The organism is Peptoniphilus sp. BV3AC2 (assembly GCF_000478945.1).
Classification (GTDB): Bacteria; Bacillota; Clostridia; order Tissierellales; family Peptoniphilaceae; genus Peptoniphilus_B; species Peptoniphilus_B duerdenii.
Map to the genome: position 1 here is coordinate 61041 of NZ_AWXD01000025.1, position 15751 is coordinate 76791.

Sequence of the window (15751 nt, forward strand, 5' to 3'; positions counted from 1 at the left end):
CACTCCTTTATTAGATACGAGTCATCATAAGGAATGAAACAGCAAATGCGATAATAGCATACATCTCAACCATTACTGCGTAGATGATACCTTTTGCTTGTTGTTCTTCGTTTTTAGCAAGGATGTTGATACCTGCTACTGCTACTCTTGCTTGGCAAATAGCTGAATGATATCCAACTAATGCTACTGGAAGTGATGCAGCGATTAAAAGAAGACCACTTGAAAAACTCATATCTGGAGTAAGTCTCATCATCATAAATAGACCGATTACGAATCCATATAGACCTTGAGTACCTGGAAGAAGTTGAAGTACAAGTGACTTACCAAACTTTTCTGGTTCTTCGATTACTACTCCTGCAGCAGCTTCCCCTGCCATTCCTACACCTTTAGCTGATCCGATACCACTTACAAATACTGCTATAGCTACCGCTATACCTCCTAGGATCATTCCACCATTAGTTATAAAAAATTCTGACATTTTATTCCTCCCTAATATTAAAGTATTCTGATTTTGCAATCATTTCTTTAAATGGCCTTCCGCCACCTTCGTAAAATTTATTAAACATCTCTACATATGTTAGTCTTGCTGTGTGTACATATGCAGATAGATATGAAAGAAAAGCATTGAATAGTTGGAAGATTACAAATATTATGCTTCCAGCTATTATTCCAATTATTCCTCCACTAAATAACATTCTTACAATCATATTTACCGCTATGGCTATAAACGCTCCCGCTAGGGCTAGTGCCATAAGTCTTAAATATGAAACGAAATCACCAATATAGGATGTGATTCCATATGCTGAGTAAAGTCCCCAGCCAAGTTTTGCTCCTACTGAATCCTCAGTTCTTCCACCGGTTAATACTATTCCTATAAGTCCTAGAATCAGTGACCATTTACCGATGTTTGTAACTGTAGGGCTTAGTTTTAGAGCCATTGCTATTATAAATACGATAGCTCCTATGACAGCCATGTACCAAAATCCTACATCATATATTGCATCTAGGAATTTCTTATCTCTAATATTCATATAAGCTTTGATTCCCAGTGCGAAGAATAGGTGTATTCCACCTAGTAGCAGTGACATGCCTATCATCAAGTAGTAGTCCTCACTCGGATTTATAAGTGCCGGTAGTTTTACCGCATCTCCGAAGAATGATCCGAATATAAGTCCCCATATCATCGTACTTACTGATATATAGGAGATAAAACTTACCATTCTCTTGGTTGCTTCGTTAAGCTTCAAGAATTTTAGGGCAAGTCTGGTCATGATAAATACCAATAGACCGTATCCTGCATCCCCAATCATTATTCCACTGAATATAAAGTAAAACGGTGCAAATAATGGAGTTGGGTCGATTTCTCCATACTGTGGCATAGAGTACATCTCTGTCATCATTTCGAAGTTTTGAACTACCTTGTTGTTCTTTAGTTTTATAGGTACATTCTTATCTTCTACACTAGCTTCTTCGTAGGTCCAATAGTAATCTCCATTGGTAACATCCTTTAGAAGCTCTTCCAATTCAGAAATACTTTCTGTAGGTACATAACCTTCAATTATATTTACTTTTTCTGTACTTACAAAATTATTTTCTGCGATAAGCCTAATTCTTTTTTGTCTTAGATAGTCGTGTAGCACTCTGAAACCTTCTAAGTCTTTTGCGAATGCTTTTACACCATTTTCTACCTCATCAAGCTCATCTTCTTTTACTTTGATTTCTTCTTTTAATTTTGAAATCTCATCCCTTACATTTCCCTTAGTTTTAATATCTGTTTGAGAAAATGCGTGAAGTCTTATAAGCTCAGTTACTTCCTCTTCCGTCTTATCTTCGTTGTAGTAAATAACTATTCCATATGCCATCTTATCTTTTAGGTCATATACTTTTAAGTCGGCAAACTCAATTTCACTTATATCTTTTCTAAAATCTTCTAAAAACTTTTCTGGAATATTTCCAGGGATTATCTTTACATCTTTGAATTTCTTCAGTTCATCTATTCTTAGCTCCACATCGGACCAAGGGCTTAGCTCATTTACTCTAGTCTTCATATTTTCTATTTCTTGAAGAACTTTGTTTTTTCTATCATCTAGAGCTTTTAATTCGGAAAATTTTTCTCTGAATGGAAATTCCCTAGCTTCTTCTTTTAACTCTGAAACGGTGTAGGTCTTTTGACCTTCCTTTAGAGATTCCATCATGCTAGGCTTTACTTCATATTTTTCCAAAAGATCTATCGCCCATTTGGAGTTGGTAATAGTTTCGTCGAGACCAACCAGCTCTTGCGGAATAGGAACCTTCTTTAAAAAGTCCTGATCTTCTTCTTTGATTTCAAGGTCATTGAAATTTACAAGATTTTGTCTTTGCAATGCCTTTAGAAGTTCATTGTTGTCTTTGGAGAGAATGAATAGATGAAATTTACTCATTTTAACTATTGCCATTACTCAACCTCTTTGCTATAAGATCAGCTACATCTTGTAAGGCATCTCTATTTGTGTGCCTTATTTTTTCGCAAGCCTTTCTTGAATTTTTAATAATCGGCTCGGCTTCTTTCTCTGCATAAGATTTAGCCTCTTTCATAATCTCTGTTCTCTTTTCATCTGCAGATTTAAGTATATTGTTATATTCTTCTGTCGCCTTCTCTTTGGCTTCTTTCAGTATCTTTTCCGCAGTTTCGTTAGCTTCTTCAATTATTTTTGAAGCGTTTTCTTCAGCAGACTTAACCTTACTAAGAGCATTATCTGTCACACCATCACCTCCATCTATCATAAATCCTAAATTGGAATTGAGATCTAAACAAAAGTATCTCAGTATTATTATAACATCTAAGGGGCTTAATTTCTAAACATTATTGTGCTAAACTCTAAATTTTTAAATAATTTTGAGAAAAAATCGCTACAATCCATCGTTTGCCTCAAGAATTTATTTTTGTATTTTAATTATATATGGAATTTAAAGAGCGTTTTAATAAAATTGTCTGTAATTTCTAAATTTATTTTTTAAAACTAAGTACAAAATAATTTATTTTCTATTTTTAACATATGCTAATTAAATTTTTTATTTTTGAAATCGTATTCTATTATCCTTGACAATAAAAAAACATAATTATATAATTACACTAAATGGTGAGTATCTAAATAGTTTAGATTCTTATTTAATTGGTTTAGGAGGAAATTAATGGACAAAAAAGAATTTCTAGAAAAATATTTAACTACTAGAGATGGAACAAATTGTTTAAAAAAAGATTATTTAATCAAAAGATTCAAAGATCCTGATTTAGTACCTATGTGGGTTGCAGATATGGAATTCAAAACTCCAGACTCTGTGCTAGATGCTTTGAGAAAAAGAATTGATCACGGAATATTTGGCTACACTTTTCTTGACGACTCTTATTACAATTCTTATTCTAAATGGATGGAAGATAACTTTTCATATCCTGTAGATAGGAAATTTGTAAGAACTGCTAGCGGAGTTGTGCCTGCACTCTATACTTTTGTAAATTGTTACACAAATCCAAAAGATAAAATTATGATAATGCCTCCAGTTTATTATCCTTTCCACAACGTAATTACTGATACAGGAAGAGAAAAGGTAATCTGTGACCTTATCTATAAAGACAAGAGATTTTACATGGACTTTGATAAAATCGAAGAAAAGTTAGCTTCTGAAGATGTGAAGATGCTTATACTTTGTTCTCCACACAATCCTGCTTCTAGGGTTTGGACTGAAGAGGAGCTCGACAGACTTTTTTCTATCTGTGAAAAATATAATGTTCTAATTGTAAGTGATGAAATTCATCAAGATTTTGTATTTGGAGATAATAAACATGTTCCAGCGCCAATAGTTTCAAACGGAAAGTACAAAGACAGAATAATTCTTGTAAATGCAGCTTCAAAAACTTTCAACTTAGCTGGACTTTTACATTCTAATATTGTTATTGAAAATGAAAGCCTTCGTAAAAAGCTAGATGAATACTACAAAACTCATATTCAAACAGAAGTTAATATTTTCGGAACTTTAGCTACTAAGGCTGCCTACGACGGTGGCAAAGAATGGCTAGATGCTCTTAGATCAGTTATCTTAGATAACTATACTTATCTAAAAGAAACTTTAAAGAGAGAAGCTCCTTTAATAGATGTAGTTGAACTTGAAGGAACCTACCTTCCAATGATCGATCTTTCTAAGATATTAGACTTTAAAAACGATGAAAAAGTCATCGTAAACAATATGCCAGTTTCCAAAGCTACCAAAGATTTTGCACAAGACAAATGTAGGTTGGCTGTGGATTACGGTGAATGGTTCGGCGAAGAGTACAAAGGATTTATTAGACTTAACCTTGCTACCGATCCACAAATCGTTAAAAATGTTGTAGACAAAATAGTTGAAGAATCTAAAAATTTAGGAGGATGTAATGAATAAAAATAATAATATCGAAAGAAAACAGATTGGATTTTTGGCTTTTGCGCCATTATTAATTTTTCTAGCACTATATATTGGAATAGGTCTGTATTTTACACTTCAAAATGCAGAGAGTCCTTTCTCAATTTTTCCTAGACATATTGCTTTATTCGTAGGTATAGGCGTTGCTCTAATAATGCAAAGACAATACCCTGTAAGCCAAAAGATTGATATCATCTGCGAAAATATGGGTAACTCCGGAGTTATGATGATTGGTTTAATTTATCTTTTAGCTGGTGGATTTCAAGGTGCCGCGGCAGTTATGGGCGGAAAAGAATCTGTTGTTAACTTTAGTTTAACTCATATTCCACCATCACTCCTTGTGCCAGGGATTTTCGTTATGGGTGCTTTTATCTCTACTGCTATAGGTACTTCTATGGGAACTATCGCAGCTCTTGCTCCTATCGCTATAAGTGTTGCCGAAGGTGCAAACCTAAACTTAGCTCTTACTTCTGCTGCAGTTATAGGTGGTGCTTACTTTGGAGATAACCTTTCAATGATTTCTGATACAACTATCTCTGCTACCCAAGGTGTTGGCGCAGAAATGAAGGATAAGTTTAGAATGAACTTCCTCATAGCTCTACCGGCTGCCATCATAGCTGCAGTGCTTTATGGTTTCCTTGGTGGGCGAGGCGTGATTACAGAGGTGCTACCTTATGATCTAATCAGAATCATCCCATATTTATCAGTTCTTATTGCTGCTCTTATGGGAGTTAATGTTGCTGTTGTTCTATTTATCGGTATTTTAATGACTGGTGTAATAGGACTTGCTCAAGGAAGCGTTACTTTCTTTGAATGGGTTGGAGGAATCGGTTCAGGTATGTCTGATATGTTCTCCATCACAATTGTTGCAATCTTAGTTTCAGGTATTATAGGTATCGTTAAATTCTATGGCGGAGTTGAATGGCTAGTTGAAAAAATCACTTCCAAAATCAATTCTAGAAAGGGTGCTGAATATGGAATTTCTTTCCTAGTTGGTATTCTTTCAGCAGCACTAATAAACAACACAATTGGAATTATAATTTCTGCACCTATCGCTAAAGAAATAGGAGAAAAATACCATATAGCTCCTAAGAGACTTGCTTCTCTATTAGATATATTTGCATGTGCTTTCTTGGCTCTTATGCCTCACGATGGAGGAATGCTTATCGTTACTGGACTAAGCCAAACTTCTCCTCTTGAAGTTTTAAAGTATGCGTACTATATCTTCGCCCTAATTATAGTTGCTCTTCTTTCAATCCAATTTGGATGGTTAAGAACTGCCGAAGAAAAATCTTATGATAAAAAATAATTTGTAACCCTTATAAGTCATTTAATTATTAAGTTCAAAATGTCATTAAAAAAGAGACAATTTTTAATCAATTGTCTCTTTTTGTTATTATTTATTTTATTTAAAATTATATTTTGTAAATATCGGTTCCCTATTTAATCTCAAATCGTCGAAGTATTCATAAAGTGAGAACCATAGGTAGGATCCTTGGATATTGTAGATATTTTTGTATCCATTTTCTCTTAAGAATGTGTAGGCGTAGTAGGATCTTTGTGATGATCTGCAGTGAAGATATACCGGCACATCCTTAGGCACTTCGGAAATTCTATTTCTAATTTCTGTTAGAGGTATATTGTGGGCGCCTTTTATATGACCGTTTTCAAATTCATTCTTCTCTCTTACGTCTACAATATACGCTCCTTCTTCATAGAGAGATCTTAAGTCCTTCATGGTTACGCATCTTACATCGCCATTTAAAATATTTTGTCCAACCATTGCTGCTAGATGTACAGCATCCTTTGGCGGTGCGAAGTATGGGGCGTAGGCATGTTCATATTCGTATAGATCTTCTAATTTTCCATTCATCTTTATATATGCAGCAACTACGTCTATTCTCTTGTCCACTGTTCCTCTTCCTGCTGCTTGTGCTCCTAACACTTTACCTTCTTCGTCGAAGATTAGTTTCATAAATATTGGGTTTGCTCCTCCTATTATTCCAACTTTGTCCATTGGTATTACATAGGAAGTTTTGTATTCTATATTGTCACTTTGTAATTTCTTTTCGTTTAATCCTGTGCAGGCGATGTTTAAATCGAATACTCTTACAGCGCTGCTTCCAATTACTGAAACCGGTTTTGATTTTCTACCTGCTAGATGATCTGCAAGGGCTCTAGCTTGTTTCTGTGCAGGGCCTGCAAGTTCGAGATTTGTAAGACCGCCAAGCATGAAGTCTTCTTTCTTAACTACATCTCCAACTGCATACACATCTTTTAAGCTTGTTTCGTAGGTGTCACTTATTTCTAAGTAGCCTCTGTCGTCCACCTTTGCTCCTGCAACTTCTAGGATTTTTGAAGTAGGTCTTACTCCTATGGCTAGGACTACTGCATCGGTTTCAATTTTATTTCCAGATTTTAAGATTACTTCTTTTTCTGTAATTTCTGATACTGGGTCTTCTAAATATAGATCTACTCCGTTGTCATGAATTTCTTTGTGAATAATGGTTGCAATTTCATAGTCCACTGGAGCCATCACTTGGTTTGTAGCCTCAACTATGCTCACTTCAAAGCCGGCTCTTGTTAGATTTTCCATAACTTCTAGACCGATAAATCCTCCGCCTATTACGGTTACTCTTTTCTTTTCGTTTTCTCTTAAGAATTTATCAAGCTTCACCACATCTGGCACTGTCTTAACGGTGAACACATGTGGTAGATCCACTCCCTTTATAAATGAAGGTACTATCGCTTCTGCTCCAGTAGCTACCACTAATTTGTCGTAGTCTTCTGTGTAGGTCTTGCCTTCAGATTTTATTTCAATCTTCTTTTCTTCTGGGAAGACTTTTGTAACTTCACTATTTACTTCTACATCTATATTAAACCTAGTCTTGAAACTTTCTGGACTATTTAGCAGTAAATTTTCGTAAGATTTTACATCTCTACTTAAAAAGTTTGGAATTGCACAGTTTGAATAGGATGGATATGGTCCTTTTTCAAATATTTTTATCTCTACTTCGTCATTTAATCTTCTTAGTCTAGTAGCTGTCGACGCTCCTCCTGCTACCGCTCCAATTATGATTACTTTCATATTTCCTCCGATCTTTCTCTTGCTTTTTTAGTGATTATTTCTGGATAGTCATACATTTCTAGAATTCTTATGGCATTTCTTGTTGCAGCTCTACCCTCTTTAAGTTTGTAGTCGAATTTAATTTCGTCTTTTGTAACTACTTCTTCAAAATGATAGTTACAGAAATCTTTTTCAAGTATATTGGTAAGTTCTATATCATGGGTGGCTGCTACTACAAATCCCTGCTTGGACAGGTAGTCCAAGGTGGAGCTTGCCGCAGATATTCTATCTATTGTATTTGTACCCTTAAATACCTCGTCCAAAAGATATATATTTCCAGGGTTATCTATCATCTTCTTTATGGTTTTTGCCTCTGCCATAAAGTAGCTGGTCTTCTCTTCTATGGAATCTTTGATGTCGATGCTTGTAAAGATATCTGTGTCCGTGGTTTTAAATTTCTTCGCCACCACAAATCCGAGAGTCTTAGCCATCAGGTGATTTATTCCAATGGTTCTTAAAAACGTACTCTTGCCTGATGCATTGGATCCAGTAAGAAGGATGTCCTTTGTAAATTTAAAAGTATTTCCCACAGATTCTTCTTTGTCTTTTAAATATATTATCGGGTTGTGGAGTTCTTCTCCTTCGATAGATATATCTTCCGTCTTATCTGCAACATCAGCTTTGCATACTAAATCAAGATTGTAGTATAGGTTTGAGAGTGCAATCTCATTATCTATATCTCCTAAAATAAAGTATAACTTGCACAAATTTTCCTTATTTTCATTTACCAAATCTTTGATACTTAAAAATAGCATCGCCTCGTGAAGAGTTACAGTGCTTATAAGTTCATAGAAAATATCCGTATCCAGACCAACCTTGTTGTAGAATGATCCAGTCTTTCTATTTATTTTCTTTAAGAGAGTTTTGTAATCTCTTAATCTTTCTATACTTTCTAGCTCCAAGTCCGTCTTTAGGACGTCTATTCCAAGTTTTGAAAACTTGCCAAGCATGGTTAACATCTTGGATGCGCCTTGGGTCTTCTTGGAGATATCCTTGGTGATTATGGCATTCGTAGCCAATATTAAGGTAATTCCTGTCAAGAAAGAAATCTTACTTACAAAGAATAATCCCAACACAAGTGTAGCAATAAGCGGATAAAATTTTACATATAGTTCAAAGCTAAATTTCGCTTCGATTCCATTTTTTAAAAGTGTGAATAGTTCCTTGTTTTTTATCTCTCCAAAGGAAAGAAACTTCGCCATAAGACTTATTGTTTCTTCCTGGTTTTCTCTAATATATCTCAAAGTGTCGAGATCCTTTAAGATAGGGCGTGCTTCTCTAGTCCTCACATAGAGGCTCGATGCTCCCATGGTGGACATGGAATAATCAATTCTCTTTATATAGTCGAGGAGATTTAAGTCATAAAAGGTGGTGCTGTCCACCTTAAAATCAAAATCTAGAAGTTCCTGCGCTTTCATGACTATGTCGTAATCCCTCTTGATGTCTAGCTTTTCGCTGCGACCGATAAAGGCTCTACTCTCTATATATTTTTCAAAATTCTTTTCTTTAAAATAGTTAATTATCTTTAAGATTATATACAGTCCTACAAATAGAAGGACCATAATCGTCAGGTCATAGTATTTTAATAGTAAGTCTTTCATGTTTAATTAATTTCCTGTTGCTTCCAATATTTCATAATATGCCCAATGCTTCTTCTTCAAATCTTTAAATGGATTATTTCCATATTTATTTAAAAATTCTACATTTGGATTTCTTCTAAGTGCTCTGTTGATTATAGTAGCTGCTTCCCCTCTTTTGATCTTAGCTTCTGGATGGAATTTGCCATCTAGACTTCCTGTCAATATTCCCCTGTCTTTAAGAGTGTTTATTGCATCGAAAGCATAGTAACCAGGCCTAACATCGCTGAAACTTTGTTTTGTAAAGTTTTCGTTGTATCCTAGGTAACGATATACAATCATGGCAAACTCTGCTCTTTTCAGTTGTTTTTCCGGTTTGAAGGTCTTGTCGTCGTAGCCTGAAATGATTCCATTTCTTTCGCAAAATCCTATTGCTTCTGCATACCACATCTTTTGAGGAACATCTTTAAAAGTTGAGTAGATGGATGTAGGTGCTTCTCCATTTATGATCTTTGCAAAGATAAATGCTCCTTGACCTCTTGTCATGTAGGATTCTACTTTGAAAATATCTTTTTCAATTCCAGTCATGTATGGAGTTCTAAGTTCTTTTATTACATCATCCAAATCTCTAATAGCTTTTCCAATTTCATCCGGAGTTGCTTCTGACTTTATCTCTAAATACTTTCCAGTTGCTAAAGCTGCCTGAAACTTAAGTAGACTTTCCATTCCAAGCCCTTTAGTTTCCAAAGTTTCTGCAAACTTCAAGTAGTCTTGTAGTTCTTCCTTGGTATTTAAACTTCCTCTATTATTTCCTACACTTTTTTCTGGAGCTGAATTAGATTTTTCAACTACGATTGCAACTTCTGCGTTTTGTTCTTTTCCAGAAACGGTGTAGACTGATTTAAAAATTATATTTTGTGCTGCCTTAATAGTTGGTAGCTTCATGGTGAATGATCCGTTGTCATCGGCTACTACCTCTCCAATGGATTTGCCATTTAAAGTGGCACTTATCTTTGCCTTGGGATTTGCCTTACCATTTGCATTTGCATCTCCTTCTTTAATAGGATTTACAGAAAGAGTTGCCTGTGTGCTTGGAGTTTGAGCGACGAAACTTTGTTGATCTGTATTTTCGCTTCCGTCCATGCCAACTGAAGTTAGAATTACAGAATTTTTAAGTCCATCCACCTTTCCGATATCTGATTTAAGTACGCAGTCCAGCGGAATTTTAATTAGTTCTGTATTTCCAATTGAATCTATATTCATAACAGCAAGTGTAATTAGAGATTGGCTGTCGTTTTTTACCTTGGTGGTCTTAAGCTCAATGGAGTCCTTCTTTTCAGTTGCACCTACTAATGAACTGGATTTCACGTCCAAGTTTTCATCTATAAGTACAGTTACTACGAAGGATTTGTATGCCTTCTTCGCTTCATTTGGAACTTTTATGTTGATTGAGTATTTTAAATTGTCTCCCCTCTTCGCTTGTAGCATGGTAGGAGTTTCTAAAAATACTTGTATGTCATCCTTTGCATAAGCGTTTGTAAAAATAATTAATGCCATCAAAAATATTGTAAGTAGCCTTTTCATATAATCACCTCTAGTTTAATTATACCAAAAAATCTAGTTAATTATGTACTTTTATAATTGAATACAGCTTTAAAATATAAATTTAAAGCAAAATAAAACATTTTTTAGATGCGATTAAAAATATTTTTAAAAATTTTTAAAAAATAGATTGCAATGTGTGACATCACATGGTACACTTTAGATAGTGTATGGAGTGGTGCACACATTCCAAATTTATTAAAAATTACACTTAAATAAAAGGAGGTAGAAGATTTGTTTAATATCAATTTAAAAAGTTCAGTCCCAATCTACAAACAAATAGTCGACTCCATTAGAGATTCCATAGTCAAGGGCATGTTTCTTGAAGGAGATAAACTTCCTTCAGTTAGAGAGATGGCAAAACTTCTCCTTGTCAATGAATCCACAGTTCAAAGAGCTTATAGAGAGCTGGAAAGTATGGGAGTCATAAAGACGATAGTAGGCAGAGGAACATTTATCGAGTTCGATAAATCTAGAGAACTTTTGGAAAAGGAAAATGTGAAGCGTAAGATAGCAAGTGTTTTTAAAGAAGCTATCTACCACGAATTAAGCTTAGAAGATATAGAAGAAATCTATAGAAATGTAGAAAAGGAGGCAGAGTCTAATGCTACAAATAAATGATATTCACAAAAGCTATGGCGAAAAACATGTTTTAAACGGCATTAGTTTCTCCGTAGAAAAAGGTAAAGTTACATCCCTAATAGGAAGAAATGGTTCTGGCAAGACCACCATGCTTGAGATTCTATCCAGAATAATTTCGCAAGATGGCGGATTTATATCCATTGACGACAAAAAAATCGACGAAGATATAACTCTTCAACAAAACATCGCGTTTCTTCCAGATAGATTCGATCTATTTAAATATTCAAACGCACTAAGAATCATGGAATTTTATGAAATTATCTATCCTCACTTCGATAGAGAATTCGTAAAGACAGAGCTTACAAAATTAAGAATCAGTCCGAAGAGGGATGTGAGAAATCTCTCCAAAGGTCAAAGTGCCCTACTCGGACTTGTAATAATCCTTGCAACTGGAGCAGACTATATACTACTAGATGAAATCCTAGACGGAATCGACGTTGTAAATAGAAGGAAGGTCATCGAGTATGTACTAGACGCAACAGCAGCAGGACGAGCAGTGCTAATCTCCTCCCACTCACTAGATGAACTAGAATCCATCTCCGACACAGCAATATATATCTCTCTAGATGGAAGTCTTCAAGCAGTGGACCAAAGTCTAAATCTAAATAAATTCCAAATAGTTCTAAAGGAAACACTTAAGAAAGAAGACAGAGAAAAACTATTTATAACCGGAGAAATCGGAAGAGTTATAACCATTCTCACAGAAGATTCTTTTGAAGAAGTGCAAAAGAAATTAAAGACAGAAATCATCCAACACGACATCATCCCTGTAAAATACGAAGATGTCTTCTACTATGAAAGCATAAAGGAGGATAGATGATGAAAGGATTAGATAAAGTTTTAAAAATATTATATAAAAAATACAGCCTACTCTTCGCAGTAATATTTATAGGGACCATATTCCTACAATTTTCAACAGTTAAATTTGAATATCGAAATATAAGCGAAGATTTGGCATCAAGTATAATAAAGGTAGAAAAATTTAATAATGGCACCTTTGAAAAAGATAAGGACGATTACGTCGACTATCGAGTTGTTCAAGAAAGGCTTAAAAAACCATTTACAAAAGAAGATATAAAAATGGTGGCAGACTACGGGAAAAAAGTTGGCTTAGACAGAGCAGAAAACAATGCAGAATCTTTTAGATATGGCGGATCAATAGTTGACTATAATATTGCCAGAGTCCTTGACTATGACAAAGGCTTAATCTCAGGAAGCAAGATTCTAAGTCTGAACTTCTCACTAATCATACTTGCGGTGGTAGTGGCATTCTTATTAAGTTCAGAATTTATGACCTCATTCTATAAATTTATGCGACAAGTTCCAGTGAAAAGAGAAGGAGTCTATGTGGCAAAGGTCATCTTTGGAATACTAAGCCTCATGGTTTACCTCGTAGTAAGTCTTGGAATCAACTATCTTCTAGTTAGAAATACACCATTTGGAAATATCCTAACCTTTAGCGGTATCGGAAGCAGCTTAGGCAAAAATATCCTTAAGAGCATCGCCATATTCCTAGGAGCATTTGGAGTTGGAACAGTCTCTGGAAATATAGTCGGATTCTTCGGCATGCTCATCATCACATTTGGAGGAATAATTCTTGAAGAACTATATCTAAGATTCTACCAAATATTCTTCAACACAGACTCAATCACCTTCTCAGATCTAAGTAATTTTAGAAAGATGATGGAGAAAAATCCAATCTATTCAATAGTAAATAGCGCAAATACCATACTAGATGGTAAATATATTTTAAATATAGTGTTCCTATGCGTCCTCTACTTCCTAATCGGACTAATAGTAACCAAATTAAACGACGGCTCCAGAACCACCAAGTGTATAGTACTAAAAGGTGTATCAAAGGTTATAATGGTAGTAGCAATAATAACTACAGTATGCGCATCAACCCTACTAATTAATGGAATCTTTGGCTCAGGATCAGGAGTAGGAATATTAATGTATCCATTCGCAGCATTTATGCTATTTGTAAGTTATAAATTCTACAAAATGTTATTCGAAGTAAATATCGGATTCTAAGGAGGATATTATGAAAAATTTCAGAAAGATTTTAGCCCTGACTATGGTGCTAGTCCTTATAATTTTCACAGGATGCCAGAAGAAATCCCTCTATGAAGAAAGACTGGAAGGTTCACTATTCACATCCCACCAAGGACTAATCTATTTTGACAAGGACCATATCTTCGTACAAATGTACACAGATTTGCAACATGTGCCGGAAGAAGAAAGAGAAAAAGAAATAGAAAAGATGCGTAAAGAAGGAACACTTACAGGAGAGCTCACCTCTTCCTTTAACGAAGAAATCAAATCTGAAAATCCAGTACTAGAAGAAGATGGAACCATAAAGAGCGATTCACTTCCAGATCTAAAGATCGACGAAAACGGACACATCGTCTTTAGAGACATAGACTTTGTCTTTAAAGTTAGAGATGAAAATAAAAAATAAAAAGAATTAATATTATAATTAAAATTAGGATGGAAATTTTCCATCCTTTTTTTATATTCTATTGTAAAAGTGCTTAACCAGAAACAATTACGACAAAATAATCTTATGGTAAATAATCTGAATTCTATTTAATATACATTAAAATAATGTATCATTAATAATATTTATGTCCCGCGCTATACGTAGAGCATGTAATTTTAAATTTTATTCTAGTCTATTAAGATTTAAAAAACTAATTTATTTAAGCCTTGACAATAATTTTTTAAAAGCTTATGATAATATTTAAGTTTATTGAGTCAAAGCAATAAAGTATTTTAAGGAGAATTAATTTCAATGAAAAATAATAAATTTACCTCAACCTGGGGTTTTATTTTAACTACCGTAGGTTCTGCGGTGGGAATGGCGAACGTGTGGGGGTTTCCATACAAACTTGCAGCTAATGGCGGTGGAGCATTTTTATTAGTATATCTATTTTTTATAGCAATTTTTGCCTACTTTGGTCTGTCTGCTGAATATGCTGTGGGAAGATATTCCGAAACTGGAACCCTCGGTTCTTACGAAAAGGCTTGGTCCCATGTGAATCTTTCAAAACTTGGAAAAGCTATTGGATTTTTACCTCTTCTAGGTTCTATCTGTATAGCTATCGGCTACGCGGTTATCATTTCCTATGTTTTGAAATCTCTATTCCAAAGTTTGACGGGAAGTCTTATGACCATCGATGCTGACACATGGTTTAAATCTTTTTCAAGCACCAATTTCAGCGTGGTACACTTCCATTTCATAGTTATAGTCATCACTCTACTCACCTGCGTAAGTGGTGCTCACTCAATTGAAAAGGCAAACAAAATCATGATGCCACTATTCTTTGTGCTATTCGTCATCCTTGCGATTAGGGTTGCATTTTTACCAAATGCTTTTTCTGGATATAAATTTATGTTCACTCCAGATTGGAAGATGCTTCTTGATCCAAAGGTGCTCGTTAGCGCCATGGGACAGGCGTTCTTCTCCCTATCCATCACCGGAAGTGGGATGATTGTCTGCGGTGCATATTTAAACAAGGACGAGGACATCGTCGGCGGTGCGAAACAGACGGCAATATTCGATACCATAGCTGCTATGGTTGCAGCACTTGTTATGATTCCTGCATTATTTTCATTTAGCGAAAATCCTGAAGGCGGTCCTGGACTTTTGTTCGTGACACTTCCAAAGATTTTACAAAATATGGTGGGCGGCAGAATTTTTGCCATCGCCCTCTACCTTGCAGTACTATTCGGCGGGATTTCGTCGCTACAAAATATGTTCGAGGTTGTCTGCGAGTCAATCCTTCATACTTTCAAAAATTTAAATCGAAAGACTGTCCTTGTTTGCATCGGTCTTGTAGCATTTATCCCTGGAATTTTTATGGAGCCAATAGGCGGAGTGCCTGGTGCAATCCTCGGCGGATGGGGACCTTGGATGGATCTAGTGTCCATATACATCATTCCAATGGGAGCGACCCTCGGTGCCTTTTCTTGGTTCTGGATCATGGATAGAGATGCTCTTATCGGAGAAATAAATATTGGAAGCAAGAAAACTTACACCAAGACTTGGTACTACCTAGGCAAATTTATCTATGTACCAATGGCGATGATTCTATGTTTTATCGCTCTGTATTATAAGATTGCATTTTAGTTTATTTAAAATCTCAACGAAGTTTTCCTAATAAAATTTCTTTTAAAACTAAATAAAATAATAAAACTGTCAAGATCTTCCTTGGCAGTTTTTTTATGCATATACTAGGTTATAAAATTAAATTTCGTTGACTTAAAAATTTTTAAAGTTTATAATATAAGTACTTTAAGTTCTCATTTGTATAAAAATACACTTTAAATATTATTTTTTATATTTTTTTAAACGTTTATTGGAAGT

Annotated in this window: 13 protein-coding genes; 7 read left to right on the forward strand and 6 right to left on the reverse strand. The window is 34.9% G+C overall.

Annotated features, from left to right (window positions below; genetic code table 11):
* Window positions 1-10: 10 nt before the first annotated feature.
* From HMPREF1252_RS05515 to HMPREF1252_RS05525, 3 genes are read right to left on the reverse strand one after another with little or no spacing between them, the layout of a single operon-like run.
* On the reverse strand, window positions 11-478 hold the full coding sequence (locus tag HMPREF1252_RS05515; protein WP_023059731.1) for a V-type ATP synthase subunit K: 468 nt from the start codon (window positions 476-478) through the stop codon (window positions 11-13).
* Window position 479: 1 nt separating this feature from the next.
* The gene (locus HMPREF1252_RS05520; protein ID WP_023059733.1) at window positions 480-2435 is read right to left on the reverse strand and encodes a V-type ATP synthase subunit I; all 1956 of its coding nucleotides are present in this window, start codon (window positions 2433-2435) and stop codon (window positions 480-482) included.
* Window positions 2422-2763: a V-type two sector ATPase gene (locus HMPREF1252_RS05525; protein WP_008902732.1), complete on the reverse strand. Its 342-nt coding sequence runs from the start codon at window positions 2761-2763 to the stop codon at window positions 2422-2424. Before HMPREF1252_RS05525 ends, HMPREF1252_RS05520 begins: the two co-directional genes overlap by 14 nt.
* A gap of 408 nt (window positions 2764-3171) precedes the next feature.
* On the opposite strand from HMPREF1252_RS05525, the gene HMPREF1252_RS05530 reads away from it, so the two are divergent.
* Window positions 3172-4413 carry a MalY/PatB family protein gene (locus HMPREF1252_RS05530; protein ID WP_023059684.1) on the forward strand — a complete coding sequence of 414 codons (1242 nt, stop codon included), beginning with the start codon at window positions 3172-3174 and terminating at the stop codon, window positions 4411-4413.
* Window positions 4406-5743: a Na+/H+ antiporter NhaC family protein gene (locus tag HMPREF1252_RS05535; protein WP_023059709.1), complete on the forward strand. Its 1338-nt coding sequence runs from the start codon at window positions 4406-4408 to the stop codon at window positions 5741-5743. The genes HMPREF1252_RS05530 and HMPREF1252_RS05535 overlap by 8 nt, the downstream gene beginning before the upstream one ends.
* Before the next feature lie 96 nt (window positions 5744-5839).
* Here the strand turns inward: HMPREF1252_RS05535 and HMPREF1252_RS05540 are convergent, their stop codons facing one another.
* Genes HMPREF1252_RS05540 through HMPREF1252_RS05550 form a run of 3 tightly spaced genes read right to left on the reverse strand, consistent with a single transcriptional unit; the run spans window position 5840 to window position 10722 of the window.
* Window positions 5840-7522 (reverse strand): FAD-dependent oxidoreductase, encoded by a 1683-nt coding sequence (locus HMPREF1252_RS05540; protein ID WP_023059686.1) that lies wholly within the window; start codon window positions 7520-7522, stop codon window positions 5840-5842.
* Window positions 7519-9162: a MutS domain V protein gene (locus HMPREF1252_RS09305; RefSeq protein WP_023059700.1), complete on the reverse strand. Its 1644-nt coding sequence runs from the start codon at window positions 9160-9162 to the stop codon at window positions 7519-7521. The genes HMPREF1252_RS05540 and HMPREF1252_RS09305 overlap by 4 nt, the downstream gene beginning before the upstream one ends.
* Window positions 9163-9168: 6 nt before the next feature.
* The gene (locus HMPREF1252_RS05550; RefSeq protein WP_023059692.1) at window positions 9169-10722 is read right to left on the reverse strand and encodes an S-layer homology domain-containing protein; all 1554 of its coding nucleotides are present in this window, start codon (window positions 10720-10722) and stop codon (window positions 9169-9171) included.
* A gap of 252 nt (window positions 10723-10974) precedes the next feature.
* Here HMPREF1252_RS05550 and HMPREF1252_RS05555 point away from each other — a divergent pair, with 252 nt between their 5' ends.
* From HMPREF1252_RS05555 to HMPREF1252_RS05575, 5 genes are all read left to right on the forward strand, one after another.
* Complete coding sequence (locus tag HMPREF1252_RS05555) at window positions 10975-11361, forward strand: GntR family transcriptional regulator (RefSeq protein ID WP_008902736.1); 387 nt, start codon at window positions 10975-10977, stop codon at window positions 11359-11361.
* On the forward strand, window positions 11345-12202 hold the full coding sequence (locus tag HMPREF1252_RS05560) for an ABC transporter ATP-binding protein (RefSeq protein ID WP_023059689.1): 858 nt from the start codon (window positions 11345-11347) through the stop codon (window positions 12200-12202). Before HMPREF1252_RS05555 ends, HMPREF1252_RS05560 begins: the two co-directional genes overlap by 17 nt.
* Window positions 12199-13416, forward strand: a complete 1218-nt coding sequence (locus tag HMPREF1252_RS05565) for an ABC-2 family transporter protein (RefSeq protein ID WP_023059691.1) — start codon at window positions 12199-12201, stop codon at window positions 13414-13416. The genes HMPREF1252_RS05560 and HMPREF1252_RS05565 overlap by 4 nt, the downstream gene beginning before the upstream one ends.
* 10 nt (window positions 13417-13426) lie before the next feature.
* Window positions 13427-13843, forward strand: coding sequence for a hypothetical protein (locus tag HMPREF1252_RS05570; RefSeq protein WP_023059740.1), 417 nt, complete (start codon window positions 13427-13429; stop codon window positions 13841-13843).
* Between the two features lie 333 nt (window positions 13844-14176).
* Window positions 14177-15514, forward strand: a complete 1338-nt coding sequence (locus tag HMPREF1252_RS05575; RefSeq protein ID WP_023059736.1) for a sodium-dependent transporter — start codon at window positions 14177-14179, stop codon at window positions 15512-15514.
* Window positions 15515-15751: the final 237 nt, after the last annotated feature.